At 72.2% G+C, this 23,221-nt stretch carries 21 protein-coding genes and 1 tRNA gene; 6 read left to right on the top strand and 16 right to left on the bottom strand.

The genetic code is table 11. From position 1 onward, the window contains the following. Positions 1-58: 58 nt before the first annotated feature. A complete protein-coding gene (corA, locus tag ABD671_RS17835) occupies positions 59-1,039 on the top strand; it encodes a magnesium/cobalt transporter CorA (RefSeq protein ID WP_344734793.1) in 981 nt (326 codons plus the stop codon). 6 nt (positions 1,040-1,045) lie between these two features. Here corA and ABD671_RS17830 read toward each other — a convergent pair whose 3' ends face one another. After that, the gene (locus ABD671_RS17830; protein WP_344734792.1) at positions 1,046-1,870 is read right to left on the bottom strand and encodes an undecaprenyl-diphosphate phosphatase; all 825 of its coding nucleotides are present in this window, start codon (positions 1,868-1,870) and stop codon (positions 1,046-1,048) included. Positions 1,871-1,929: 59 nt separating this feature from the next. Here ABD671_RS17830 and ABD671_RS17825 point away from each other — a divergent pair, with 59 nt between their 5' ends. Together ABD671_RS17825 and ABD671_RS17820 are read left to right on the top strand one after the other, a co-directional pair. After that, complete coding sequence (locus ABD671_RS17825; protein ID WP_344734791.1) at positions 1,930-2,877, top strand: aldo/keto reductase; 948 nt, start codon at positions 1,930-1,932, stop codon at positions 2,875-2,877. A gap of 37 nt (positions 2,878-2,914) precedes the next feature. Beyond that, positions 2,915-3,130, top strand: a complete 216-nt coding sequence (locus tag ABD671_RS17820; protein ID WP_344734789.1) for a DUF5703 family protein — start codon at positions 2,915-2,917, stop codon at positions 3,128-3,130. 11 nt (positions 3,131-3,141) lie between these two features. On the opposite strand, the gene ABD671_RS17815 is transcribed toward ABD671_RS17820, so the two are convergent. The 10 genes from ABD671_RS17815 to ABD671_RS17770 all read right to left on the bottom strand — a co-directional run bounded on the left by ABD671_RS17815 (position 3,142) and on the right by ABD671_RS17770 (position 15,310). Further along, positions 3,142-4,479, bottom strand: a complete 1,338-nt coding sequence (locus tag ABD671_RS17815; RefSeq protein WP_344734788.1) for a M20/M25/M40 family metallo-hydrolase — start codon at positions 4,477-4,479, stop codon at positions 3,142-3,144. An 87-nt stretch (positions 4,480-4,566) separates the two neighbouring features. Further along, positions 4,567-5,751: a methyl-accepting chemotaxis protein gene (locus tag ABD671_RS17810; RefSeq protein WP_344734787.1), complete on the bottom strand. Its 1,185-nt coding sequence runs from the start codon at positions 5,749-5,751 to the stop codon at positions 4,567-4,569. Further along, on the bottom strand, positions 5,748-6,290 hold the full coding sequence (locus tag ABD671_RS17805) for a PAS domain-containing protein (RefSeq protein ID WP_344734786.1): 543 nt from the start codon (positions 6,288-6,290) through the stop codon (positions 5,748-5,750). The genes ABD671_RS17810 and ABD671_RS17805 overlap by 4 nt, the downstream gene beginning before the upstream one ends. A 165-nt stretch (positions 6,291-6,455) precedes the next feature. Beyond that, positions 6,456-8,027 carry a BCCT family transporter gene (locus ABD671_RS17800; RefSeq protein ID WP_344734785.1) on the bottom strand — a complete coding sequence of 524 codons (1,572 nt, stop codon included), beginning with the start codon at positions 8,025-8,027 and terminating at the stop codon, positions 6,456-6,458. Between the two features lie 382 nt (positions 8,028-8,409). Further along, on the bottom strand, positions 8,410-9,177 hold the full coding sequence (locus tag ABD671_RS17795; protein WP_344734783.1) for an isocitrate lyase/PEP mutase family protein: 768 nt from the start codon (positions 9,175-9,177) through the stop codon (positions 8,410-8,412). A gap of 162 nt (positions 9,178-9,339) precedes the next feature. Then, a complete protein-coding gene (gene katG, locus ABD671_RS17790) occupies positions 9,340-11,580 on the bottom strand; it encodes a catalase/peroxidase HPI (RefSeq protein ID WP_344734782.1) in 2,241 nt (746 codons plus the stop codon). Between the two features lie 40 nt (positions 11,581-11,620). Further along, entirely contained in the window at positions 11,621-12,079 is a 459-nt protein-coding gene (locus ABD671_RS17785; protein ID WP_344734781.1) for a Fur family transcriptional regulator, read from the bottom strand. A gap of 372 nt (positions 12,080-12,451) precedes the next feature. Further along, a tRNA-Leu gene (locus ABD671_RS17780) sits at positions 12,452-12,535 on the bottom strand. 76 nt (positions 12,536-12,611) lie between these two features. Continuing rightward, on the bottom strand, positions 12,612-13,868 hold the full coding sequence (locus tag ABD671_RS17775; protein WP_344734780.1) for a DUF1501 domain-containing protein: 1,257 nt from the start codon (positions 13,866-13,868) through the stop codon (positions 12,612-12,614). Further along, entirely contained in the window at positions 13,865-15,310 is a 1,446-nt protein-coding gene (locus tag ABD671_RS17770; protein WP_344734779.1) for a DUF1800 domain-containing protein, read from the bottom strand. The genes ABD671_RS17775 and ABD671_RS17770 overlap by 4 nt, the downstream gene beginning before the upstream one ends. Positions 15,311-15,391: 81 nt before the next feature. Here ABD671_RS17770 and ABD671_RS17765 point away from each other — a divergent pair, with 81 nt between their 5' ends. Together ABD671_RS17765 and galK are read left to right on the top strand one after the other, a co-directional pair. Continuing rightward, positions 15,392-16,012: a LysR family transcriptional regulator substrate-binding protein gene (locus ABD671_RS17765; RefSeq protein WP_344734778.1), complete on the top strand. Its 621-nt coding sequence runs from the start codon at positions 15,392-15,394 to the stop codon at positions 16,010-16,012. Between the two features lie 15 nt (positions 16,013-16,027). Further along, positions 16,028-17,194, top strand: coding sequence for a galactokinase (gene galK, locus ABD671_RS17760; protein ID WP_344734776.1), 1,167 nt, complete (start codon positions 16,028-16,030; stop codon positions 17,192-17,194). A gap of 75 nt (positions 17,195-17,269) precedes the next feature. Here the strand turns inward: galK and ABD671_RS17755 are convergent, their stop codons facing one another. Continuing rightward, positions 17,270-18,484 carry an acyl-CoA dehydrogenase family protein gene (locus ABD671_RS17755; protein WP_344734775.1) on the bottom strand — a complete coding sequence of 405 codons (1,215 nt, stop codon included), beginning with the start codon at positions 18,482-18,484 and terminating at the stop codon, positions 17,270-17,272. Further along, positions 18,484-19,869 (bottom strand): acyl-CoA dehydrogenase family protein, encoded by a 1,386-nt coding sequence (locus tag ABD671_RS17750; RefSeq protein ID WP_344734774.1) that lies wholly within the window; start codon positions 19,867-19,869, stop codon positions 18,484-18,486. Before ABD671_RS17750 ends, ABD671_RS17755 begins: the two co-directional genes overlap by 1 nt. Positions 19,870-20,001: 132 nt before the next feature. On the opposite strand from ABD671_RS17750, the gene def reads away from it, so the two are divergent. Further along, complete coding sequence (gene def, locus ABD671_RS17745; protein ID WP_344734773.1) at positions 20,002-20,610, top strand: peptide deformylase; 609 nt, start codon at positions 20,002-20,004, stop codon at positions 20,608-20,610. 41 nt (positions 20,611-20,651) lie between these two features. Here def and tatA read toward each other — a convergent pair whose 3' ends face one another. From tatA to cobA, 3 genes are all read right to left on the bottom strand, one after another. Next, entirely contained in the window at positions 20,652-20,900 is a 249-nt protein-coding gene (gene tatA, locus ABD671_RS17740; RefSeq protein WP_344734772.1) for a twin-arginine translocase TatA/TatE family subunit, read from the bottom strand. Positions 20,901-21,137: 237 nt separating this feature from the next. Continuing rightward, a complete protein-coding gene (locus tag ABD671_RS17735) occupies positions 21,138-21,941 on the bottom strand; it encodes a TrmH family RNA methyltransferase (RefSeq protein WP_344734771.1) in 804 nt (267 codons plus the stop codon). Continuing rightward, complete coding sequence (cobA, locus tag ABD671_RS17730) at positions 21,941-23,185, bottom strand: uroporphyrinogen-III C-methyltransferase (RefSeq protein WP_344734770.1); 1,245 nt, start codon at positions 23,183-23,185, stop codon at positions 21,941-21,943. Before cobA ends, ABD671_RS17735 begins: the two co-directional genes overlap by 1 nt. Positions 23,186-23,221: the final 36 nt, after the last annotated feature.

Raw genomic sequence — 23,221 nt, 5'->3', positions numbered from 1 at the left:
TGACGCGCCGATCACCGCCGGACACCACCGAAAGGGCGGGACGGGCTAGCGTGGTGGGGTGATCGTCGACAGCGCGGTGTACCGCTCCGGTGCCCGGATCGACGTCTCCTGCGCCCACGGCGACTACCGGCGGCTGCGCGAGGCGGCCGCGGAGGAGGGCGGCTTCGTGTGGGTCGGGCTCCTCGAGCCGGACGCCGGCGAGCTGGCCGAGGTGGCGAAGGCCTTCGACCTCCACCCGCTCGCCGTCGACGACGCGCTCTCGGCCCACCAGCGCCCGAAGGTCGAGACCTACGACGCCAGCCTCTTCCTCGTGCTGAAGACCCTCTGGTACATCGACGACGCCGACGCCGTGGAGACCGGCGAGATCCATCTGTTCGTCGGCTCGGACTTCATCGTCAGCGTGCGTCACGGTCAGGGCAGCGAGCTCGCGAGCGCGCGGCGGGCCCTGGAGTCCCAGCAGTCGGTGCTCACCCACGGGCCCTCGGCGGTCGTCTACGGCGTCTGCGACCGGGTCGTCGACGAGTACGAGCGGGTGCTCGACGAACTCCAGACCGACGTCGACGAGGTGGAGGCCTCGGTCTTCTCCACCGCCCGCACCGACGACGCCGTGCGCATCTACACCCTCAAGCGCGAGATCGCCGAGGTGCGGCGGGCGGTCACGCCGTTGCGCGAGGCGATGCGCCGTCTCGCCGCCGGCGAGATGGTCGGGATCGAACCGGCCGCCGCACCGTTCCTGCGCGACGTCCACGACCACCTCCAGCGGGCCGGCGAGTCCGTCGACGCCCTCGACAGCCTGCTGTCCACCGCGTTCGACGCCCACCTGGCGCGCATCTCGATCCAGCAGAACGACGACATGCGCAAGATCTCGGCCGGCGTGGCGCTGGTCGCCGTCCCGACCCTCCTCGCCGGCATCTACGGCATGAACTTCCAGCACATGCCCGAGCTGTCGTGGACCTACGGGTACCCGCTGTCGCTGCTGCTGATGGCGGCGATCTCGCTCGGGCTGTGGGTGGTCTTCAAGCGCTCCGGCTGGCTCTGAGCAGGGTCAGGCGGCGATGACGCCGCCGGCGACCAGCAGCAGCGTGAGCGAGCCGAGAGCGACCCGGTAGAGCACGAACGGCGTGTAGGAGTTCGTGGAGACGTAGCGCAGCAGCCAGGCGATGGCCGCGTAGCCGACGACGAAGGAGACGACGGTGGCGACGATGGTCGGCGTCCAGCCATAGGGGTTCTCGCCCGACCCGATGTCCTTGAGCTCGAAGATGCCGGCCCCGACCACCGCCGGGATGGCGAGCAGGAAGGCGTAGCGCGTGGCCGCTTCGCGGTCGTAGCCCAGGAAGCGGCCCATCGAGAGCGTGGCGCCCGAGCGGGAGACGCCGGGGATGAGCGCGCACGCCTGCGCCGCGCCCATGAGGACGGCGTCGCGCAGGGTGAGGTTCTTGATCGTGCGCTCGGTGCCGCCGATCCGGTCGGCCAGCCCCAGGATCAGGCCGAGCACGATGAGCGTGGTGCCGATGATCCAGAGGCTGCGGAAGTCCTCCTCGATGACGTCCTTGAGCAGCACGCCCAGGACGACGATCGGCAGCGAGCCGACGATGATGAACCAGCCCATCCGGGCGTCGAGGTGGCCGCGGTACTCCGGCTTGACCAGCGAGCGCAGCCACATCGAGGAGATCCGCCAGATGTCCTCGCGGAAGTAGAGCAGCACGGCCAGCTCGGTGCCGATCTGGATGACGGCGGTGAACGCGGCGCCGGGGTCACCCCACCCGAAGATCTCGGGGAGGATGCGCAGATGGGCGCTGCTGGAGATGGGCAGGAACTCGGTCAGGCCCTGGATCACGCCGAGCACCACGGCCTGGAGGAAGTCCACCACGCGCCGAATCCTAGGGTCGATCCCACGTCCCGCGTGCGGCAGTCGCTACGGTGAGCCGCATGCAACTGCGTCACCTCGGTCACAGTGGCCTGCGGGTCTCCCGGCTCGGCCTGGGCACGATGACGTGGGGACGCGACACCGACGAGCACGAGGCCCGCGACCAGCTCATCGCCTTCGCCGAGGCCGGCGGCACGCTGGTCGACACCGCCGCCGCCTACGCCGAGGGCGCCTCGGAGCGCATGCTCGGCGCCCTCATCGGCGATGTCATGGCGCGCGAGGAGATCGTGATCGCCACCAAGGCCGGCCTCGAGGCCCGCGACGGACGCCTGCGCTACGACACCTCGCGGCGTGCCCTGCTGGCCGGTCTCGACGCCTCGCTCCGGCGTCTCGGGGTCGACCACGTCGACCTCTGGCAGGTGCACACCTGGCACGACGGCGCTCCGTTGGAGGAGACCCTGGCCGCCCTCGACCAGGCGGTCACGAGCGGTCGGGCCGTCTACACGGGCATCTCGAACTACTCCGGCTGGCAGACCGCCCGCGCCGCGACCTGGCAGACGGCGGTGCCGGGCCGCACCCCCATCGCCTCGACCCAGGTGGAGTACTCGCTGCTCAACCGCGACATCGAGCTGGAGGTGCTGCCGGCCGCGCGGGCCCTGGGCCTCGGCGTCCTGCCCTGGTCGCCGTTGGGCCGCGGCGTCCTGACCGGCAAGTACCGCACCGGCACGCCCTCGGACAGCCGGGCGGCGACGTCGCAGTTCTCCCGCTTCGTCAGCCACTACCTCGACGACCGGGCCGCCGGCATCGTCGAGGGCGTCGCGCGCGCGGCCGAGGGCCTGGGCTGGACGCCGGCCGAGGTCGCACTGGTGTGGGTGCGCGACCGGCCCGGGGTGACGGCGCCTATCGTGGGGGCACGCACCGCCACCCAGCTGCGGGCCACCCTCAGCGTCGAGGAGTTGGCCCTTCCCCCGGAGATCACCGAGGCCCTGGACGACGTCTCGGCCGACTGACACCACCCGATCCGGGGCACGAGCCCGAGGAGGTCTGATGGCAGCAGCCCGCCGCCCCTACCGCGCCGGCGTGGAGTGGGAGTTCGACCACATCACGTTCCCACGGGACTTCTCGCGCAACGTCGTCACGAAGCTGCTCACCGATCGCGCCGAGTACGGCGGTTGGGAGCTCGACCGGCTGCGCATCACACCCGACGGCACCCGCCGGGTGATCCTGCGGCGCAAGATCATCCGCGCCGTCCGCACGGCCTGACGGGCAGGACCTCAGGCCGGCGTGTCGGCGTCGGCGAGGAACCGGTCGAAGACCCGCGCCCCGAACTCCAGCGCGTCGACCGGCACCCGCTCGTCGACCCCGTGGAACAGCGCGGTGAAGTCGAGGTCGGCCGGCAGTCGCAGGGGCGCGAACCCGAAGGCGCGCATGCCGAGGGCCCGGAAGTGCTTGGCGTCGGTGCCGCCGCTCATCAGGTAGGGCGCCACGACGGCCTCGGGGTCCTCGGCGAGCAGCGAGCGCGTCATGGCGTCGACCAGACGGCCCTCGTACGGCGTCTCCCAGGGCTGCTGGCGGCTCAGGTAGTCGACCTCGATGCCCTCGCCGATGAGCTCGGCCATGGTGGCGAAGAACTCGTCCTCGAAGCCGGGGAGGAATCGCCCGTCGACGTGCGCGGTGGCCTCGGTCGGGATCACGTTCACCTTGTAGCCGGCCCGCAGCATCGTGGGGTTCGTGGTGTTGCTCAGCACGGCGCCGAGCATGCGGGCCGCTCCTCCGAACTCCTCGACGAGGTCGCGGGCGTTCTCCGGGGTCGCCTCGACGCCGGCGATCTCGCCGACCGAGGCGAGCAGCACCTCCATCGTGGGCGTGAGCCGGATCGGCCACTCGTGGGCGCCGATCCGCGCGACGGCGCCGGCGATGCGGGCGACCGCGTTGTCGCCGTTGATCATCGAGCCGTGACCCGCGCGGCCCCGGGCGGTCAGGCGCATCCACGCCATGCCCTTCTCGGCTGCCTCGATGAGGTACATCCGGCGCCCGCGCACGGTCGTGCTGAACCCGCCGACCTCGCCGACGGCCTCGGTGACCCCCTCGAACTCCTCGGGGTGCTGCTCGACGAGCACCTGCGCACCGAGGTGACCGCCGGCCTCCTCGTCGGCGGTGAAGCAGAGCACGATCGGACGACGAGGCACGTCGCCGCGGCGCTGGCGATCGCGGACGACGCTGAGCAGCATCGCGTCGAAGTCCTTCATGTCGACCGCGCCACGGCCCCAGACGTACCCGTCGCGGACCTCGCCCGAGAACGGGTGCACCTGCCAGTCCTCGGCGGCTGCCGGGACGACGTCGAGGTGACCGTGCAGGAGCAGCCCCTCGCCGTCCTGACCGCCCCAGCGGGCGACGACGCTGGTGCGGCCGGGGCGGCTCTCGTAGAGCCGCGCCTCGATGCCGACCTCGTCGAGCAGCCCGGCGACGTGCTCGGCCGCCTTCCGCTCGCCGGGCCCGTCGTCCTCGCCGTAGTTGGAGGTGTCGATGCGGATCAGGTCGTGGCACAGCTGCACGACCTCGGCGTCGGGGCGGGCGGCAGGGGCGGTCTCACGGATCTCGGAGTCGGCCATGGGCCCAGCATGGCATCGCCCGCCAGCGGGCCGATCCCCCGGGACGGTGGCCGGTGGGCCCCTTCAGCGGATCAGCCCGCGGATCGCTCAGCGGATCTGCTCGAGGAACTCCAGCACGTGGGTGCGCAGGTCCGTCGAGAGCCGGGCGAGTTCGAGGGCGGCGGAGGTCATCTCCGACGCACCCGCACTGGTCGCCTCGGTCGCGGTGCCGATGGCGCCGATGTCGTGGTTGACCCCGGCCACCGCGTCGGCCGCCAGGGTCGTGGTGCGGCTCAGCTCGGCGGCCGCCTGGCGTTGACCCTGCACCGAGCTCGCGATGCCGCCGATCGACTCCCCCATCGCCCGCACCGCGCCGCCGATCGACTCGATGGCGGCGAGGACGTCGCCGGACGCCGTCTGCATCGCCCCGACCTGCTGCTCGATCTGCTCGGTCGCCTCGGCGGTCTGGGAGGCCAGCGCCTTGACCTCGGCGGCCACGACGGCGAAGCCCTTCCCGGCCTCGCCGGCCCGGGCCGCCTCGATCGTGGCGTTGAGGGCCAGCAGCCGGGTCTGGCTCGCGACCTGGCTGATGAGGCCGAGGATGTCGCCGATCTCGTGGGAGGCCGACGCCAGGTGGCGGGCCGTGCCGGCGACCTCGTCGGCCTCCTCGACCGCCAGCGCGCCGGATCGATGGGACTCCCCCACCTGCTCGTCGATCGCGCTCACGGTCGCGGCGAGCTCCTCGACCGCGGCGGCGGCCCCGGTGACGGCGTCGGAGGCGTTGCGGGAGTTCTCCCCCACCTGGACGGCGCGGGTCGCGGTGCCGTCGGCGCTGTCGGCCAGGGTGCGGGCCGCCGACTCCATCTCCACCGCGGCCGCCGCCACCTGGTCGGCCAAGGCCAGGACGGCGTCCTCGAAGGCGTCGGCGAGGCGCAGCCGATCGGCCCGCTCCTGCTCGAGGCGCGCATGGGTGAGCGCCATCTCCTCGATGGCCGCGTTGATGATCCGGGCGCCGGACTGGAAGCTGCCCCGCATGCCGCGCACGAGGAAGTGCCGGTAGAAGCGGGCCTCGCTCGCCGCGGTCAGCGACGCCGAGGACTCCCGCACGTAGGCGTCGGTGAGGTCGAGCAGGGTGTTGATCGCATCGCGCAGGCCGGCGAGGTCGGCGTCGTCCCCGAGGTCGGGGATGCGGCGCTCGAGGTCGCCGGCTGCCGCCGCCTCGCAGACCGAGCGGATGGCGTCGACGGCGTCCCGGATCCCGGCAGCGGGTCGGACATCGGCGAGGAGGCTCATGCCGCGACTCCCGTCTCCAGCGACCAGATCCACCGGTCGTAGTCCATCCCGGCCTCCGCCAGGCGGGCCGCGAGGAGGGCCGATCCGGCGGCGAGGGCGTCGGGGCTCGAGGTCGCCGCGCGCTCGGCCGCGAGGAGGTCGCGGTAGAGGGCCTGGACGACGCTGAGGGCCCGGGCGTCGGGGGTGCGCCGGTTGGAGTGGTAGCCGACGATCGCGCCCGAGGGGTCGATCGTGGGTGTCACGTGCGCGAGGACCCAGTAGTGGCCGCCGTCGGCGGAGAGATTGACGACGTAGGCGAAGAGCTCCGCGCCGCTGCTGATCGTCTCCCACAGGAGCTTGAAGATCGAGCGCGGCATGTCGGGGTGGCGGATGACGTTGTGGGGCTTGCCGATGAGGTCGGCCTCCGCGTACCCGCTGATCTCGACGAACACCGGGTTGACGTAGGTGAGCCGGCCCTGGCGATCGGTCTTCGACACGATCACCTGGTCGGGCCGGAACCTCTTCTCGACACCGGTCGGGACCACGGTCGTGGTGCGCATCGGATCCTCCTGGGCGTTCCGGGGGTTGGTGCCGCCCTGATCGGCCGGGACGGCGGGATCCGTAGACCCCGGCGTCCGTCCCGGCCGGATTCGGGACCCTCGGCGCCGTGGAGGTGACCAAGGTCCCCCGTCACGACGACCCGCGGCCCCTGGTCCGATGCAGGCTCACGCGTGGTCGGCGTCGGGATCGCGCTCGACGGCGAGCACGAAGTCGTCGCCGTGCTGGGTGACACCGGCGACGACCGCCTGCTCGACGGCCTCGACGGCGTACCGGCGGCGGACGACGAGCGGGTCCTGCTGGAGGTCGCGCACCAGGGAGACCGCGAGTCCGATCATCACCACGACGAACGGCAGCGCGGCGACGATCGTGATGGTCTGGAGTCCGGTGAGGGCATCGCTGCCGCCCACCAGCAGCATGACCGCCGCGACCGCACCGGTGGCCACGCCCCAGAACACCACGGTGCGACGGCGCGGCTCGTCGGTGCCGCGCTCGGAGAGCGTGCCCATGACGATCGAGGCGGCGTCGGCGCCCGAGACGAAGAAGATGGCCACCAGCACCATCACCACGACGCTGGCGACCGTGGCGAGCGGGAACTGGTCGAGGGTGGTGAACAGCTGGGACTCCACGCCGCCCGCACCGCCGATGTCGGTGCCCTGCTGCTGGAGCCGGATCGCGGTGCCGCCGAAGATCGCGAACCACACGAGGGAGACCACGCTCGGCACGAGCAGCACACCGGAGACGAACTGGCGGATCGTGCGACCACGACTGATGCGAGCGATGAACATGCCGACGAACGGCGTCCAGGAGAGCCACCAGGCCCAGTAGAAGATCGTCCACGACTGGAGCCAGGCGTTCGCGGCAGGCCCCTCGGCGCCCGTGCGGGCCGCCATCTCGGGCAGGTCGGCGAGGTAGGACCCCAGCGCCGTCGGGAGCATGTTGAGGATGAAGATCGTCGGGCCGAGCACGAACACGAAGAGCGCGAGCACGACGGCGAGCACCATGTTGATGTTCGACAGCCACTGGATGCCCTTGGCGACGCCGGAGACCGCCGACAGCACGAACGCGACGGTGAGGACGGCGATGATCGCGACCAGGACGCCGTTGCCGATGCTCCCGATGCCGCCGACGATCTGCAGCCCGGAGCGGATCTGGAGCGCCCCGAGGCCCAGGCTCGCGGCGGAGCCGAACAGCGTGGCGAAGATCGCCAGCATGTCGATCAGCCGGCCGCCCCAGCCGGCGGCGTGCCGGCCGAGCAGCGGCTCGAAGGCCGCCGAGATGAGCTGCGTGCGGCCCTTGCGGTAGACGCCGTAGGCGATGGAGAGACCGACGACCGCGTAGATCGCCCACGGGTGCAGCGTCCAGTGGAAGAGCGTCGTGGCCATCGCGGCCTCGGCGTCACCGGGCGAGACACCCGGCGGCGGGTCTGAGGTGAAGAAGGTGATCGGCTCGCTGACGCCGTAGAACATCAGGCCGATGCCCATGCCGGCGCTGAACATCATCGCCACCCACGAGACGGTCGAGAACTCCGGCTCCTCGTCGTCGCGGCCCAGCGGGATCCGGCCGTAGCGGCTCAGCGCGAGCCAGAGCACGAAGACGACGAACCCGCTCGCGGTCAGCACGAAGAGCCAGCCGGTCGACTCCATCACCCAGGTGAGGGCCGAGGCCGACGAGCTGGCCAGGCTGTCGGTGCTGACCGACCCCCAGACCAGGAAGGCGATCGCGAGTGCCGCCGGCACGCCGAAGACCCAACGGTCGAGGCCCGGCCGGGGTGGGGTGCCCGGGTCGGGTGGGAGATCGAGCGCCGGATGCGCCGGCTCGTCCGCCTGCGCGGACGGCGTCGCCGCGGGCTCCTGCGGGGGGCGGGTGGTGTGGTCGGTCGGAAGGTCCTGGATCGCCACGATGTCGGCGCCGGCGCGCCGCCTCCTTCAGCTCGGGTGCCTTGGTCGGTGGCCCGCGTGAGGTGCGGGCCGTCCGATCTCCTGCCCCGTGAGAGGCGGCGCCTACCACCGAAGGGGTGGGATGCCGATCACCTCCCGGTGGTGAGGTGCGAGCGGAGCGAGCCTCGAAACCCCCGCACCCGACCACCCCTCCGGTACCGAAGTGGGCCCGCCGATCACGTCAGTTCAGGATCCGCATGGACGCCGGCACGCCGCCGCCCGCGTGCACCGCCTCGACGAGTTCGGCGAGCGCGGTGAGGGCGACGTTCTGCGACATCGGGCCGTAGGAGACGCGCGCGACGCCGAGCTCCTGGAGCCGCGCGAGCGAGGGCAGACCGGGGATGCCGATGAGGGTGAGGCGCTGGGGACCGAAGGCGTCGACGAGCGTGCTGATCTGGGCCTCGTCGAGCCGGCCGGGCACGAAGACCACCGGCGCGCCGGCGTCCAGGAACGCCTTGCCGCGCGTGACGGCCTCCTCCAGAGCGTTGTCGACGCCCTTGACGAAGGCGTCGGTGCGGGCGTTGAGGACGAAGTCCGGGACGCCCTCGGCGCGTGCGGCCTCCATGACGGCCTCCACGCGGGCCGCCGCCTCGGCGAGCGGACGCATCTGGTCCTCGAGGTTGCAGCCGACGACGCCGACGCCGATGGCGCGGCGCACGGTGTCGGCGGGGTCGCCATAGCCGCCCTCGAGGTCGGCCGAGACGGGCAGGTCGGTGACGGCGACGATGCGGCGCACCTCCTCGATCATCTCGGCGACCGGGATGTTCTCGCCGTCCTCGTAGCCGCGGCTGGCGGCGATGGAGTGGCTGGCGGTGGCCAGGGCGTGGGTGCCCTCGATGTCGGCGACGACGGTGGCGGAGATGGCGTCCCACACGTTGACGACGGTGAGCAGCTCGGGGGCGCGGTGGAGGTCGAGGAGGCGGGTGGCACGGGCGGCGATGTCGGTCATGACCCGAGCCTGACGGACGCCTCCAAGCCGCGCCATCCCCGGCTCGCGACCCGGGCCCCGATACGACCGGCCCCGGATGCGACCGGGCCCCGACCCTCCGGTGGAGGATCGGGGCCCGGTGCTGCCGTTCAGAGACGGATGACGCTGCGGGTCGACCCCAGGTCAGCGCAGGTCGAACCGGTCGAGGTCCATGACCTTGGTCCACGCGGCCACGAAGTCGTGCACGAACTTCTCGGCCGCGTCGTCGCTGGCGTAGACCTCGGCGAGGGCGCGCAGCTCGGAGTTGGAGGCGAACACGAGGTCGGCACGCGTGCCGGTCCACTTCGCCTCGCCCGTCGCGCGGTCACGGCCCTCGAAGGTGCTGGAGTCCTCCGCCGTCGAGCTCCACACGGTGCCGAGGTCGAGCAGGTTGACGAAGAAGTCGTTGCTCAGCACCCCGACACGGTCGGTGAGGACGCCGTGGGTCGACCCGGCGGCGTTCGCACCGAGCACCCGCAGGCCGCCGACGAGCACGGTCATCTCCGGCGCGCTCACGGTCAGCAGGTTCGCGCGGTCGAGCAGGTGGTGCTCGGCGCCGAGGACGGCCTCCTTGCCCTGCCAGTTGCGGAAGCCGTCGGCCTTGGGCTCCAACCAGGAGAACGACTCGATGTCGGTCTGCTCCTGGGTGGCGTCGGTACGACCGACCGAGACCGGGACGGTCAGGCTGACGCCGGCGTCGGCAGCGGCCTTCTCGACGGCGGCGGAACCCGCGATGACGACGAGGTCGGCGAAGCTGACCTTCTTGCCACCGGTGGCGGTGGCGTCGAAGGACTCCTTGATGCCTTCGAGCACCCGGATGACGCCGGCGAGCTCGTCGGGGTCGTTGACGGTCCAGCCGGCCTGCGGCTGCAGGCGGATGCGGCCGCCGTTGGCGCCGCCGCGCTTGTCGCTGCCGCGGAAGGACGACGCCGCGGCCCAGGCCGCCTTGACCAGCGAGGAGACCGAGAGGCCGGAATCGAGGACCTGCTGCTTGAGCGCCGCGACGTCCGCGTCGTCGATGAGCGGGTGGTCGACGGCCGGCACGGGGTCCTGCCACAGCAGCACCTCGGAGGGCACCTCGGGGCCGAGGTAGCGCTGGATCGGACCCATGTCGCGGTGGGTGAGCTTGAACCAGGCGCGGGCGAAGGCGTCGGCGAACTGGTCGGGGTTCTCGTAGAAGCGGCGCGAGATCTCCTCGTAGATCGGGTCGACACGCAGCGCCAGGTCGGTGGTCAGCATGCTCGGCGCGATCTTCGTCGAGGCGTCGTGCGCGTGCGGGACGGTGCCCTCGCCGGCGCCGTCCTTCGGCTTCCACTGGTGGGCGCCGGCGGGGCTCTTGGTGAGCTCCCACTCGTACTCGAAGAGGTGCTTGAAGTAGTCGTTGCTCCACTGGGCCGGGGTGGTGGTCCAGGTGACCTCGAGGCCGCTGGTGATGGTGTCGGCGCCGGCACCGGTGCCGAAGGAGTTCTTCCAGCCCAGACCGACCTCTTCCAGGCCGGCACCCTCGGGCTCGATGCCGACGTACTCGTCGGGGTTGGCGGCACCGTGGGTCTTGCCGAAGGTGTGGCCGCCGGCGATCAGCGCGACGGTCTCCTCGTCGTTCATCGCCATCCGGCGGAAGGTCTCGCGGATGTCGCGGGCGGCGGCCAGCGGGTCGGGCTGGCCGTTGGGGCCCTCGGGGTTGACGTAGATGAGTCCCATCTGGACGGCGGCGAGCGGGTTCTCCAGCTCGCGGTCGCCGGTGTAGCGCTCATCGCCGAGCCACTCGGTCTCCGGGCCCCAGTAGACGTCCTCGTCGGGCTCCCAGACGTCGGCGCGACCGCCGCCGAAGCCGAAGGTCTCGAAACCCATCGACTCCAGGGCCACGTTGCCGGTGAGCACCAGCAGGTCGGCCCAGGAGAGCTTCTGGCCGTACTTCTTCTTGATCGGCCACAGCAGGCGGCGGGCCTTGTCGAGGTTGGCGTTGTCGGGCCAGCTGTTCAGCGGGGCGAAGCGCTGCTGGCCGGTGCCGGCACCGCCGCGACCGTCCTGCACCCGGTAGGTGCCGGCGGCGTGCCAGGCCATGCGGATCATGAACGGGCCGTAGTGGCCGAAGTCGGCCGGCCACCACTCCTGGGAGTCGGTGAGGAGGGCCGCGATGTCCTTCTTCACCTCCGCCAGGTCGAGGGAGTTGAAGGCCTCGCGGTAGTCGAAGTCGCCGCCGAGCGGGTTCGCCACGACGGGGTTCTTGGCGAGGATCTTGAGGTTGAGGCCCTCGGGCCACCAACCGCGGTTGCCCGAGCGCTGCTGGGTCGGGTACGGCGCCGCCTCGGCTCCGTGGACGACGGGGCAGCCCTTGCTGCTCTCGTTCATCTCGCCGACGCGGGTCTCGTGGTTCTCGGTCATGACTTCCTTCCCGGACTTCTGGTGCAGCGGACCCGGCGGGTCACGCCGTGGGGACGGGGGTGGTGGAGGGGACGCGGGCGTCCGGTCTCGCACACGCGGGGCAGGTGCCCCAGTAGATGACCTCGGCCTCGTCGATGAGGAAGCCGTGGTCGTCCTCGGCGGTGAGGCAGGGCGCCTCACCGATCGCACAGTCGACGTCGGCGACGTCGCCGCAGGAGCGGCACACCACGTGGTGGTGGTTGTCGCCGACCCGGGCCTCGTAGCGCGCCACGGAGCCCATGGGCTGGATGCGACGCACGAGCCCGGCCTGGTGGAGCGCCCGCAGGACGTCGTAGACGGCCTGGTGGGACACCTCCCCCAGGTGCCGGCGCACGGCGCCGATCACCGCGTCGGTATCGGCGTGCGGGTGCTGGTGGACGGCCTCCAGGACGGCGAGGCGCGGCTTGGTCACCCGCAACGACGCCTCACGCAGCAGGCGTTCGTAGTCGTTCGCGGTCATGGCGGCAGCCTGCCGCATAGACTTGAATGAATCAAGAAAAGACACGGAACTCTTTCCGTCGCCTCGGCCTTGATCCGCCGGTGCGCCGCGTAGCGAGCGGCACCAGGCGGGTGTCCTGGCAAGGCGCCGGCGCGACGGCGGTCTGGTTGCACCATCGAGCGTCGGCAACGAAGCCAGGGCGCCCGGATGGTGTCGCGCAGTAGCGGCGAACTGGTGGATCTCGGCCCCTTCCCGAGTGCTGTGGCGACTTCTCCGTGCTCGACGGTGCCACGCCGTCGGCAGCCGCCCAAGCAAGGCAGCACTGCCTTGCCGCCGCTCGAGGACGGGTCGGGAAATGCAGAACGGCGGCCCGTGGGCCGCCGTTCTCCTCTGTGTCCGAGGGGGGACTTGAACCCCCATGCCCTTTCGGGCACTAGCACCTCAAGCTAGCGCGTCTGCCAATTCCGCCACCCGGACGAGTGCGGGAGAAACGTAGCAAAAGGTCGCCGGAATCGCCGCATCGGGGTGATGACATCGACCCTCGGGATCGTGTTCACCGCATGAAGCCGAGCCGACGCAGGCCGCCGGCGTTCGGGAGGACCTTCGTGCGGTCGACCGCGGGGAACCGCGACTCGAGGATCTCGCCCCACACGTGGCGCACATCGGTGGTCACCGCGAGGTCGCCGTCGACCTGCTTGCCGGCGGAGAGACCGGGCCAGCGTCCGTAGTAGCCACCCTTGACTCCCCCGCCGAGGACGAGCACCGCGTTGCCGTACCCGTGGTCGAGACCGTGGGCGCCGTTCTGCGCCAGCCGCCGACCGAACTCGCTCACCGTCACCAGCGTCACGCGCTCGGCCAGGTCGCCGAGGTCGGCGAAGAACGCCGCCACCGAGGAGGCCAGGTCGCCGAGCACCGTGGGGAGCAGCGAGGACAGGTTGACGTGGTGGTCCCACCCACCGGAGTCGACCGCGATGGCGCGGACGCCGAGGTCGGCCCGGATCAGTGCGGCGCTCTGCTTGAGCGCGGCGCCGAGGTCGGAGTTCGGATAGGAGGTCCGCGTGGAGGCCGCGGCGATCACCCGGCGTCCGCGACGCGTCACCGAGATCGCCTCGCGACCCACCTGGGACACGGCGTCCGAGCCGCCGTGCAGGCTGCGCAGCGCCGCCGCGACGCCGGCCGCCTGATCGCTGCCGGCATAAGGCAGCACGAGCTCGGCGGCGTCCGCCATCGCCAGGGTGTGGCGGGGGCCGGTCAGGGAGGTCGGGAGCAGCGAGGATCCCGAGGCGACACCGGAGAAGGCGTCGGCGTGGGGGCCCTCGAGGGCGCCGATGAGGCGGTTGAGCCACCCGGCCCGCACCGAGGAGCCGGGAGCGGCGTCCTCGAGCTCGACCATGGCGTCGAAGTGCGAGCGGTTCGGCACCGGCATGCCCACGGCCTGGATGGCGGCCATCCGGCCCGACGACCAGAGCGGGAGCAGCGGCTTGAGCGAGGGGTGGAGCCCGAAGCGGCTGTCGGGCACCAGGAGGCTGCTCTTCGCCACGGCGATGGAGGGCCGGGCCGCGTAGTACGCCGACTCCGCGTGCGGGACGACGATCGAGAGACCGTCGGCGCCTCCGCGCTGGGAGAGGACGACGAGTATCCGCTCGCCGGGCGCGGCGCCGAAGACCGCGGAGGTCATCACGTCGCCGAGCATCGTGGTCGTCACGCCGGCGAGGCCGGCCGCGGCGCCGAGGCCGAGGAAGCCGCGGCGCGAGGTGGCGTAGCCGCTGCACTCGCCGCAGCCGGACTGGTCGTTCGATCGGCTCGTCATCGTCGGATCCCCGCAGGCTGGTTGAGCACCGTGCCGCGCAGCAGCTGGTACTCGAGGTCGGTCAGGGCGTCGGCACTGGCGTAGGAGGCGTTCGCCTTGCGTCCGAGGGCCGAGGCGCAGGCCTGCACCAGGGCGCGATCGGCCGCACGGCCGAGCAGCAGGCGGGACTGGTGGTCGGCCAGGCTCGCCAGGGTCTGGGGCCAGGACGACGGCAGCTGGGTCGCCTTGGCCGGCACCTGCACCTGCTGGGTGGCCGCCACCTTCGGCGCGGCGAGCAGGTAGTGCTTCTCCCACGACCGCAGGAGTCGGGTGGGGTTGAGGTAGGGGGCGTCGGTCTCGGGCCAGCCGTTGGGGGCCGGCCATGCGTAGCTGACCTGGCCGACGTCCTGGGCCATCAACACGAGCTGGCGGATGAACGCGCCCGAACCGACGGCGCCGCTGGGCTGGAGGCCCAGGACGCGGCAGGCGCGCACCAGGTCGTCGCCGGGCTTGAGGACCTTCGTCGCCCGTGCGTCGGCGAAGGCCGGGTGCTTGACGAGCGTGCGCAGCATCGGCGCCGTCGCACCGCCCGAGCGCCGGTACGACGCTGCGACCGCCCGCACCAGGTCTGCGGGCGGGGAATCCTCGAGGAACCGCGTGCACAACCGCTGGGCGATGCGGCGGGCCGTCGCCTCGTGGAGCGCGAGGTGGCGCAGTGTGCGGGCCAGCGCCGCGCGCCCGTCGGCGTTCTGGTTGGCCTCGGTGTGCCCGAGCACGCGCGCCTTGCCGGTCTGGTGCCGGTTGGGGTCGTAGCCGCATTGCGAGGTGTTGCCGGTGGTGACGGTGAAGCCCGTGAGCAGGCGGCTCATCGAGCGCACGTCGGACTCGTCGTAGGCGTCGCGCCCCACCGTGTGCAGCTCGAGGAGCTCCCGCCCGAGGTTCTCGTTGATCGCGCCCTTGGCGTTGAGGTCGTTGCTCAGGTAGGTCGCCATCGCCGGGTGCTCGACCGAGGCGGCCAGCATGTCGGGGAAGCGACCGAAGGCGTGATCGCGGATCACGGTGCTGTCGAAGTCGGCCCGCCAGGCGAAGGACCGCGCCTCCGCCACGGGGATGTAGAGCAGGTTCGACCAGAAGTCGCACATCGCCTCGTAGAGCTGGTGGCGCGAGAGGATGCGCAGCGCCAGCGTCTGCGCCACCAGGTCGAGACCCACCTGGTAGCGCGGCCGCACCCCGCGGGAGTCGAGCAGCTGGGCCAGGGCGGGCGTGTTGCGCAACGCGACGAACCACAGCGGCACCGTGGCGGCCAGGTCGTACTCCGGCTCGGCACGGTCGAGCTGGGCCTCGACCCACGCCGTCGGCGAGGAGTACCCGGCCATGTCACGACGCAGCGCGGGTGTGACACCGTAGGTCAGGCGACGCGCGAACAGATCGCGGGCTGGCTCGGCCCGAGATGACAGCGACACAGGTCCGTCCTTGGGGAGGAAGATTCGTCAGGGGGGGTCGACGACGGCGCGACTCTACGCCTGACGGAGGATGACGCGACGATGAACGGGACAAGTAGCACGGGCAGTTCGTCACACTTCCGGCTGGGCTTCGTCGAGGGCGCGACCCCCGACAAGTGGATCCGGATCTGGCGCGAGCGGCAGCGGCGACCGCTCGACGCCGTGCCCCTGGCGGGCGCCGGCGCCGAGCAGCACCTGCGCGACGGCGAGCTGACGATGGCCCTGCTGCGCCTGCCCGTCGATCGCGACGGCCTGCACTGCATCCCGCTCTACGAGGAGCAGCCGATGGTCGTGGCCGGGCGTGAGCATCTCGTCGCCGCAGCCGACGAGGTCGTGCTCGACGACCTGAGCGACGAACAGCTCGTGCGCCCGCTCGATCCGGGCCACGGCACGGACTGGACGCCGTCGGCTGCGCAGCTCGCGTGGCCCGCGATGTCGGCGGCCGAGGCCGTCGAGACCGTCGCGGCCGGTACCGGCATCGTCGTGCTCCCCCAGTCGATCGCGCGGCTGCACCATCGCAAGGACGTCGTGGCGCGACCCATCACCGACCTCGAGCCGACCCGCATCGGGCTGGTCTGGCCGATCGACGACCCCGACCCCGACACCGAGGTCTTCATCGGCATCGTCCGGGGACGCAGCGTCAACAGTTCGCGGGGTCGCTAGCTCTAGGGTGTCCGCGTGACTGTCTGGGACGCCGGCGACCCGGCGCTGATCGCCGCCCGCCTCGCCGAGGAGTTCCTCGCCCGCTACGACACCCCTGCGACGTGCGTCGGTCGCGCTCCCGGCCGGGTCAACCTCATCGGGGAGCACACCGACTACAACGCCGGGCTCGTGCTGCCCGTCGCGCTCCCCCACGCCACCTACGCGGCCGTGCGGCTGCGCGAGGACGGCGTCGTGCGGATCGCGAGCTCCCAGATCGAGGACCCCTGGACCGGTCACCGCGACGACCTCGCCTCGAGCGAGGTGCCCGGATGGGTCGGCTACGCCGCCGGCGTCCTGACGACCCTCGGGGAGGCCGTGCCCGCCGACCTCGGGATCGACGTCGTCCTGGACTCCACCGTGCCGATGGGCGCCGGACTCTCCAGCTCCGCCGCGATCGAGTGCGCCGTGGGCGTCGCCTCGCTCGCGGCGGCCGGGCGGAGCGTCGAGGCCGATCGCGACCTGCTGGTCGCCGCGGCGATCCGCGCCGAGACCGAGGTGGTCGGTGCCCCGACCGGCGGGATGGACCAGACGATCTCGGTGTTCGGCCGGCCGGGTGAGGCCCTGCTCATCGACTTCCGCAGCGGCGAGCGGCGCGGCGTCCCCGCGGAGATCGAGGGCCACTGCTGGCTCGTCACCGACACCCGGGTCAGCCACGCGCTCACCGACGGCGGCTACGGATCGCGGCGCGCCGACTGCGAACGAGCCGCTGCCGCCCTCGGCGTCGCGACCCTGCGCGAGGCCGACCTCGCGGCCGTCGAGGCGCTCGACGACGACCTCGCCCGCCGTCGGGCACGGCACGTGGTCACCGAGATCGCCCGGGTCGAGGTCGCCGCGACGGCGCTGCGCGAGCATGATCTGGCCACGCTCGGCGCCCAGATGGCCGGCTCGCACGCCTCGATGCGCGACGACTTCGAGATCTCCTGCGCCGAGCTCGACACCGCGGTCGAGGCCGCGACCGCCGCCGGCGCGGTCGGCGCCCGGATGACCGGGGGCGGGTTCGGCGGATCCAGCGTGGCGCTCGTCCCGATCGACCGCAGGGACACCGTGATCGCTGCCATCGACGCAGCGTTCGCCGCCGCCGGCTACGCGGCACCCCGTCACCTGGTCGCGACGCCGTCCGCGGGCGCGGCGATCGTCGGCTGAGCAGCTCCGGGAACGGCGAAGGGGCCCCGCCGCCCCCCACGGGCAGCAGGACCCCTCGTCGGGACCGTCAGCGGGTCACTTGAGCTCGGCGCTGGACAGACCGAGGATCCGGCGCGCCACGATGAGCTGCTGGATCTGCTGGGTGCCCTCGAAGATGTCGAGGATCTTGGAGTCGCGACCCCACTTCTCCAGCAGCTCGGCCTCGGAGTAGCCGAGCGTGCCGCACAGTTCGACGCAGCTGAGCGTGATGTCGGAGCCCACACGGCCGGCCTTCGCCTTGGCCATCGAGGCCTCCAGCGAGTTGGCCTTGCGGTTGTCGGCCATCCACGCCGCCTGCATCATCAGCAGCCGCGCGCCCTCCCAGTCCGACTCCATCTGCAGGAACTTCGCAGCGGCGGCCGACTGGTTGTAGGCAGGGCGGTCGTAGTCGACGACGACGCCGGCCTGGGCGAGCAGGTCGCGGGTGAGGTCGAGGGCGGCGCGAGCGCAGCCGACGGCCATCGCGGCGACCAGCGGGCGGGTGTTGTCGAAGGTCGCCATGGCGCCCGCGAAGCCCTGCGAGACGTCGATGTCGGGCGAGCCGAGCAGGTTCTCCTTCGGCACGCGGCAGTTGTCGAAGATGATCACCGCGGTGTCGGAGGCCTTGATGCCGAGCTTGTGCTCGAGACGCTCGACCCGCATGCCGGGCGTGCCCTTCTCGACGACGAACGACTTGATCGCGGCGCGACCCAGCGACTTGTCGAGGGTGGCCCACACGACGACGGAGTCGGCACGGTCACCGGAGGTGACGTAGATCTTCTCGCCGTTGAGCACGTACTCGTCGCCGTCGAGGACGGCGGTGGTGGAGATGTTGGCGGAGTCCGAGCCGACGGCGGGCTCGGTGATCGCCATGGCCGCCCAGGTGCCCTTGAAGCGCTCGAGCTGCTCGTCGTTGGCGACCGAGGCGATGGCGGAGTTGCCCAGGCCCTGGCGCGGCATGGAGAGCAGCAGGCCGACGTCGCCCCAGCACATCTCGGCGATCGACATGACCGAGGCGAGGTTCGAGCCGTTCTTGTTGCCGGCCGGCTCGCCCTTGTCGTCGCGGCGGACGCCGGCGGCACCGGCACCCTCGCCCGCGCCGGACTCCGAGAGCCCGTCGATCATGGCGACGAGCATGTCGAGTTCCTTGGGGTACTCGTGCTCGGAGAGGTCGTACTTGCGGCTGATCGGCCGCAGCATGTTCATCGCGACCTGGTGCGCCTGGTCGCGCAGCGGGCGGAACTTCTTGGGGTCCTCGAGGTTGATGGCCATCAGACCAGCACGCTCCCTTCCATGACGCCGACGGCCCGCAGGTCGCGGTACCACCGCTCCAGCGGGTACTCCTTGGTGAAGCCGTGGCCGCCGAGCAGCTGGACGCCGTCGAGGCCGATCTGCATGCCCTTGTCGGTGCAGATCTTGCGGGCGAGGCCGACCTCGCGGGCGAAGTCCTTGCCCGCCGCGGCGCGGCCGGCCGCCTGGTAGGTGAGCAGGCGCATCGCCTGGAGCTCGATCGCGATGTTGGCGACCATGAAGGCGACCGCCTGACGGTGCGCGATCGGCTCGCCGAACGCGGTGCGCTCCTTGACGTAGGGGGTCACGTAGTCGAGCACGGCCTGCGCGGTGCCGACCGCCAGGGCGCACCAGCCCAGGCGGGACAGGCGCACGCACTCGGCGTAGGTCGAGCCGTCGGTGGCGCCGAGGACGGCGTCCTTGGCGACGGTGACGTCGGTGAGGGTGAGCTTGGCGAGCGAGGCGGCGCGCAGGCCCATGGCCGGGTCGCCCTCGACCTCGAGGCCGGCCGAGGTGCTCTCGACCAGGAACAGCACCGGCTTGCCGGCGAGCGAGGCGCCCACGACGAACAGCTCGGCCTCGGCGCCGCGGACGACCGCGGACTTCACGCCGTTGAGCACGTAGCCCTCGGCGGTCTCGACGGCGGTGGTGCCGGGCTCGAGCACGTCGAAGAGCACGGTCGGCTCGTTCAGCGCCAGCGCGGCGGCCGGGACGTCGTCGCCGGTGAAGGCCGGCAGGTAGGTCTGCTGCTGGGCCTCGGTGCCCCACAGCCCGAGGGCGGTAGCGACGGCACCGGGGGCGAGGACGGCGAGGGCGAGGCCCATGTCGCCCTTCGCGAGGGCCTCGGCGACCAGCGTGCCGGCGACCGCGCTGCGCTGCTCGGCGATGCCGCCGAGCTCCTCGGGCACGCCGAGGATCGGGACGCCGATCTCGAGGCTGGCCTGGAGGACCTCCTCGGGGGCGGCGCAGGCCTCGTTGGCCTCGCCGGCGGCCGGGCGCAGGATCTCGCTCGCGTACTCGGAGACGACGTCGACGAGCATCTGCTCGTCCTCGGACGGCGTGAGGTCGAACTGGCCGCTGGCCGAGGCCGGCGCGACGCGGACGCCGTCCTTCGAGCCGCTGCCCTTCTTGGCGAAGGTGCGTCCGGCGGCCGCGGCGGTCTTGAAGCCGCTGCGGGTGACGGTGAAGACGGTCTGCTCGGCCTGCTTGCGCAGGCCCACACGGTCGAGCACGTCGCTCTGGGCGAGCTTGTTGAGCGCGAGGACGGCGTAGCCGATGGGGTCGCGCGTCTCGCTGCTGGAGAGCCCGTGCTTACCGCCGGGGCCCCAGCGCGAAGGCAGCTTCGGGAGGCTCTTGGTCAGGTCCATGGCAGAAATGTAACTCAGAGTTACACATCGGACTACAGCTGCCTCGCGTGCGCCAGGTCACATCCGACCGAAGACCGGGGCGAGCGGTGGCCGATGGGTGCCGGGACCCTCCCCTCACCTACGATCGTCGCCATGTCCGAGCAGCCCGCCGAGCAGCCCAGCGCCCCCGACCACGCGCCCTACGGCCCGCTCCCCACCGGCGGCACGGTGCGCCCGATCACCCGCTGGGGGACGCCGGTCATGCACCGCGCGCAGGAACGCATCACCGCCTTCGACGACGACCTGCGCTCGCTGGTGGCCGACATGGTCGCCACGATGTACGCCGCGGACGGCGTCGGACTCGCGGCCTGCCAGATCGGCGTCGACCGGGCGGTCTTCGTCTTCGACTGCCCCGACGCCACCGGACGCCGCGTGGCCGGCGTCGTCTGCAATCCCGAGCTGACGCTGCCCGAGGGCAAGGACCGCCAGCTCGACGTCTCCGAGGAGGGCTGTCTCTCCTACCCCGGCGCCTTCGTCGACTGCGCCCGCCCCGACGTCGCGCACGTGCGCGGCCAGGGTCTGGACGGCGAACCGGTGGAGTTCAGCGGCGACGGCCTGCTCGCCCGGTGCCTCCAGCACGAGACCGACCACACCCTCGGCACCGTCTTCGGCGACCGGCTGCCGGCGAAGAAGCGCAAGAAGCTCCAGAAGGAGCACGACCGGCTGGCCGAGGACTACCCGGCGGACTGGCCGGCCGTCTGACCGGCGCCGGGCAGCCCGGCGCGCGCAGGACGCTTCCGGGATCAGACCCCGGGGGTGCCGGAGTCGGGGGTGCGCTCGGCCGATGCCTCGACCCGTCCCTCGGTGCCGTCGAGCGGCTTGGCCTTGACGTCGTCCTCGCGCAGCGCCTTGGCCTCGGCCTTGAAGATGCGCAGCGCCTGGCCGCTGCTGCGGGCCAGGTCGGGGAGCTTCGAGGCACCGAACACGAAGACCACGATCACGAGGATCACCAGCCATTCGGCACCCTCGGGCATCATCAGCAGCGGCGTCATCGATTGCCTCCTCGTCTCCGGCCCGCCACGGGCCAGACTCGACGCTAGGACGCGAACCTGAGGTGTTCCTGACCGTCGGCTGGACGGCGACGAAGAGTGCGGCCCCATCGGGAAGAGCGGTCGAGGTGCGAGCGCAAGCGAGCCGCACCGGAACGAGCGGTCGAGGTGCGAGCGGTCGAGGTGCGAGCGAAGCGAGCCACGAGACCCCCGCACCCGACCACCCGCCGGTACCGGTACCTACCGTCGCGCGGTGACGTAGCAGGCCACCGCTCCGGCGGCGGCGACGTTGAGGGAGTCGATGCCCGCCCGCATCGGGATGATCGCCCGCCGGTCGGCGCTCTCCTGCCAGCGCGGGGTCAGGCCGTGGCCCTCCGAGCCGAGCACGAGGGCGACCTTGTCGAGTCCGGCGACGGCGTCCTCGAGCGGGACGGCGTCCTCGGCCAAGGTGAGCGCCACGGTGGTGAACCCGCGCGCCGAGAGGTCGGGCAGGGCGCCGTACCAGTCGGGAAGCCGGGTCCAGGGCAACGCGAACACCGCGCCCATGCCGACCTTCACCGCCCGCCGGTAGAGCGGGTCCGCGCACCGCGGGGCCAGCAGGACGGCATCGACACCGAGCGCCGCGCCGCTACGGAACGCGGCCCCGACGTTGGTGTGGTCGACGAGGTCCTCGAGCACGAGCACGAAGCGAGCCTTTGCCAGCACGTCGTCCAGGCTCGGCAGCGCTCGGCGGTGCAGGGAGGCCAGCGCACCGCGGTGCACATGGAACCCGGTGACCTCCTCGGCGAGCGCCTCGGAGAGCACGAAGCAGGGCGCATCCGAGGTGTCGAGGACGTCGGCCAGTCCGTCGAGCCAACGCGGCGCCATGAGGAACGAACGGGCGGCGAACCCGGCCTCGACCGCGCGCCGCACGACCTTCTCGCCCTCGGCGAGGAAGAGGCCGTGCTCGGTCTCCAGGCTCTTGCGCAGTTCGACGTCGCGCAGGTCGCGGTAATCGGCCAGGCGCGGGTCGTCGGGGTCGTCGATCTCGACGATCCGCGCCATCAGGCGAACCGCTCCGGATGCGCGACCGCCACGACGTCGCCGACCACGATGATCGCGGGCGGGCGCACCTGCTCGCGCTCGAGGTCGTCGGCCACGGTGGCCAGGGTCGAGAGCACCGTGCGCTGGCCGGGCATCGTGCCGTCGCACACGATCGCCACCGGCGTGGACGGCGCGCGGCCGCCGCCGACGAGCCGCTCGGCGATGACCGGGGCGTTCTGCACCGCCATCATCAGCACGAGGGTGCCGGTCATGCGGGCGACGGCGTCCCAGTCGGTCAACGACTCGGGGTGGCCGGGCGGCAGGTGCCCGGAGATCACGGTGAACTCGTGGGCGACCCCGCGATGGGTGATCGGCAGCCCCGTGACCCCGGGCACCGCGATCGGGCTGGTGACGCCCGGGATGACCGTGACCGGCACCCCGGCCTCGCGGCAGGCGAGGATCTCCTCGAACCCGCGGCCGAAGACGAAGTTGTCGCCGCCTTTGAAGCGCGCGACGACCTTGCCCTCGAGGGCCTTCTCGACGATGACGCGGTTGATCTCCTCCTGGGAGGCCGAGCGACCGCGCGGCAGCTTCGCCACGTCGATCAGCTCGACGTGCGGGGGCAGCTCGCCGAGCAGCTCGCGAGGGGCGAGCCGGTCGGCGACGACGACGTCCGCCTCCATCAGGGCGCGACGCCCGGCGACGGTGATGAGCTCAGGGTCACCGGGGCCGCCGCCGACCAGCACGACGCCCGGCGAGCGCCGGCGGCCGTGGTTGAGCCCGATGCGTCCCTCGCGCAGCACCTCGAGGATCTCGTCGCGCACGGTGGACGACGTACGCGGGTCGCGGTTGGCGAGCACGGCGACGGTGACGCCGGCGTGGCGTCCGGTCGCGGGGGTCCACGCGGTGGCCTCGCTCGCGTCGTCGGCGCGCACGCAGAACACGCGGCGCTCCTCGGCCTCGGCGCAGATCGCGGCGTTGACCTCGGCGTCGTCGGTCAGGGCGAGGGCGTACCAGGCGCCGTCGAGGTCGCCCGGCGCGTAGCGACGGTCGTGCCAGGTGAACTCGCCGATCATCCCCTCCAGCGCGGGGGTCAGGACGGGGCTGACGACCTCGACGACCGCGCCTGCGGCGATGAGGTGCGGGACCCGCCGCTGGGCGACTCCCCCGCCGCCGACCACGACGACGCGACGACCGGCCAACCGCAGTCCGACGGGGTACGGCGGCAGGGTGTCGGCGTTCTCGGGCGGGGCGGGGATGGTCACGGCACCATCATCGGTGCCCGCGATCCCCCGCCCCGC

Source organism: Nocardioides fonticola (genome assembly GCF_039536805.1).
Lineage (GTDB): Bacteria > Actinomycetota > Actinomycetes > Propionibacteriales > Nocardioidaceae > Nocardioides > Nocardioides fonticola.
This window is presented reverse-complemented; position numbering and strand designations above follow the sequence as displayed.

Bases quoted from the DNA above. Each gene is read 5' to 3' on its own strand.
- ABD671_RS17825 (WP_344734791.1), top strand. From the start codon at position 1,930: ATGCAACTGCGTCACCTCGGTCACAGTGGCCTGCGGGTCTCCCGGCTC.
- katG (WP_344734782.1), bottom strand. From the start codon at position 11,580: ATGACCGAGAACCACGAGACCCGCGTCGGCGAGATGAACGAGAGCAGC.
- tatA (WP_344734772.1), bottom strand. From the start codon at position 20,900: ATGACGCCGCTGCTGATGATGCCCGAGGGTGCCGAATGGCTGGTGATC.
- ABD671_RS17735 (WP_344734771.1), bottom strand. From the start codon at position 21,941: ATGGCGCGGATCGTCGAGATCGACGACCCCGACGACCCGCGCCTGGCC.
- def (WP_344734773.1), top strand. From the start codon at position 20,002: ATGTCCGAGCAGCCCGCCGAGCAGCCCAGCGCCCCCGACCACGCGCCC.
- ABD671_RS17815 (WP_344734788.1), bottom strand. From the start codon at position 4,479: ATGGCCGACTCCGAGATCCGTGAGACCGCCCCTGCCGCCCGCCCCGAC.
- ABD671_RS17795 (WP_344734783.1), bottom strand. From the start codon at position 9,177: ATGACCGACATCGCCGCCCGTGCCACCCGCCTCCTCGACCTCCACCGC.
- ABD671_RS17820 (WP_344734789.1), top strand. From the start codon at position 2,915: ATGGCAGCAGCCCGCCGCCCCTACCGCGCCGGCGTGGAGTGGGAGTTC.
- ABD671_RS17765 (WP_344734778.1), top strand. From the start codon at position 15,392: ATGAACGGGACAAGTAGCACGGGCAGTTCGTCACACTTCCGGCTGGGC.
- ABD671_RS17785 (WP_344734781.1), bottom strand. From the start codon at position 12,079: ATGACCGCGAACGACTACGAACGCCTGCTGCGTGAGGCGTCGTTGCGG.
- ABD671_RS17750 (WP_344734774.1), bottom strand. From the start codon at position 19,869: ATGGACCTGACCAAGAGCCTCCCGAAGCTGCCTTCGCGCTGGGGCCCC.
- ABD671_RS17775 (WP_344734780.1), bottom strand. From the start codon at position 13,868: ATGACGAGCCGATCGAACGACCAGTCCGGCTGCGGCGAGTGCAGCGGC.
- ABD671_RS17755 (WP_344734775.1), bottom strand. From the start codon at position 18,484: ATGGCCATCAACCTCGAGGACCCCAAGAAGTTCCGCCCGCTGCGCGAC.
- ABD671_RS17805 (WP_344734786.1), bottom strand. From the start codon at position 6,290: ATGCGCACCACGACCGTGGTCCCGACCGGTGTCGAGAAGAGGTTCCGG.
- ABD671_RS17810 (WP_344734787.1), bottom strand. From the start codon at position 5,751: ATGAGCCTCCTCGCCGATGTCCGACCCGCTGCCGGGATCCGGGACGCC.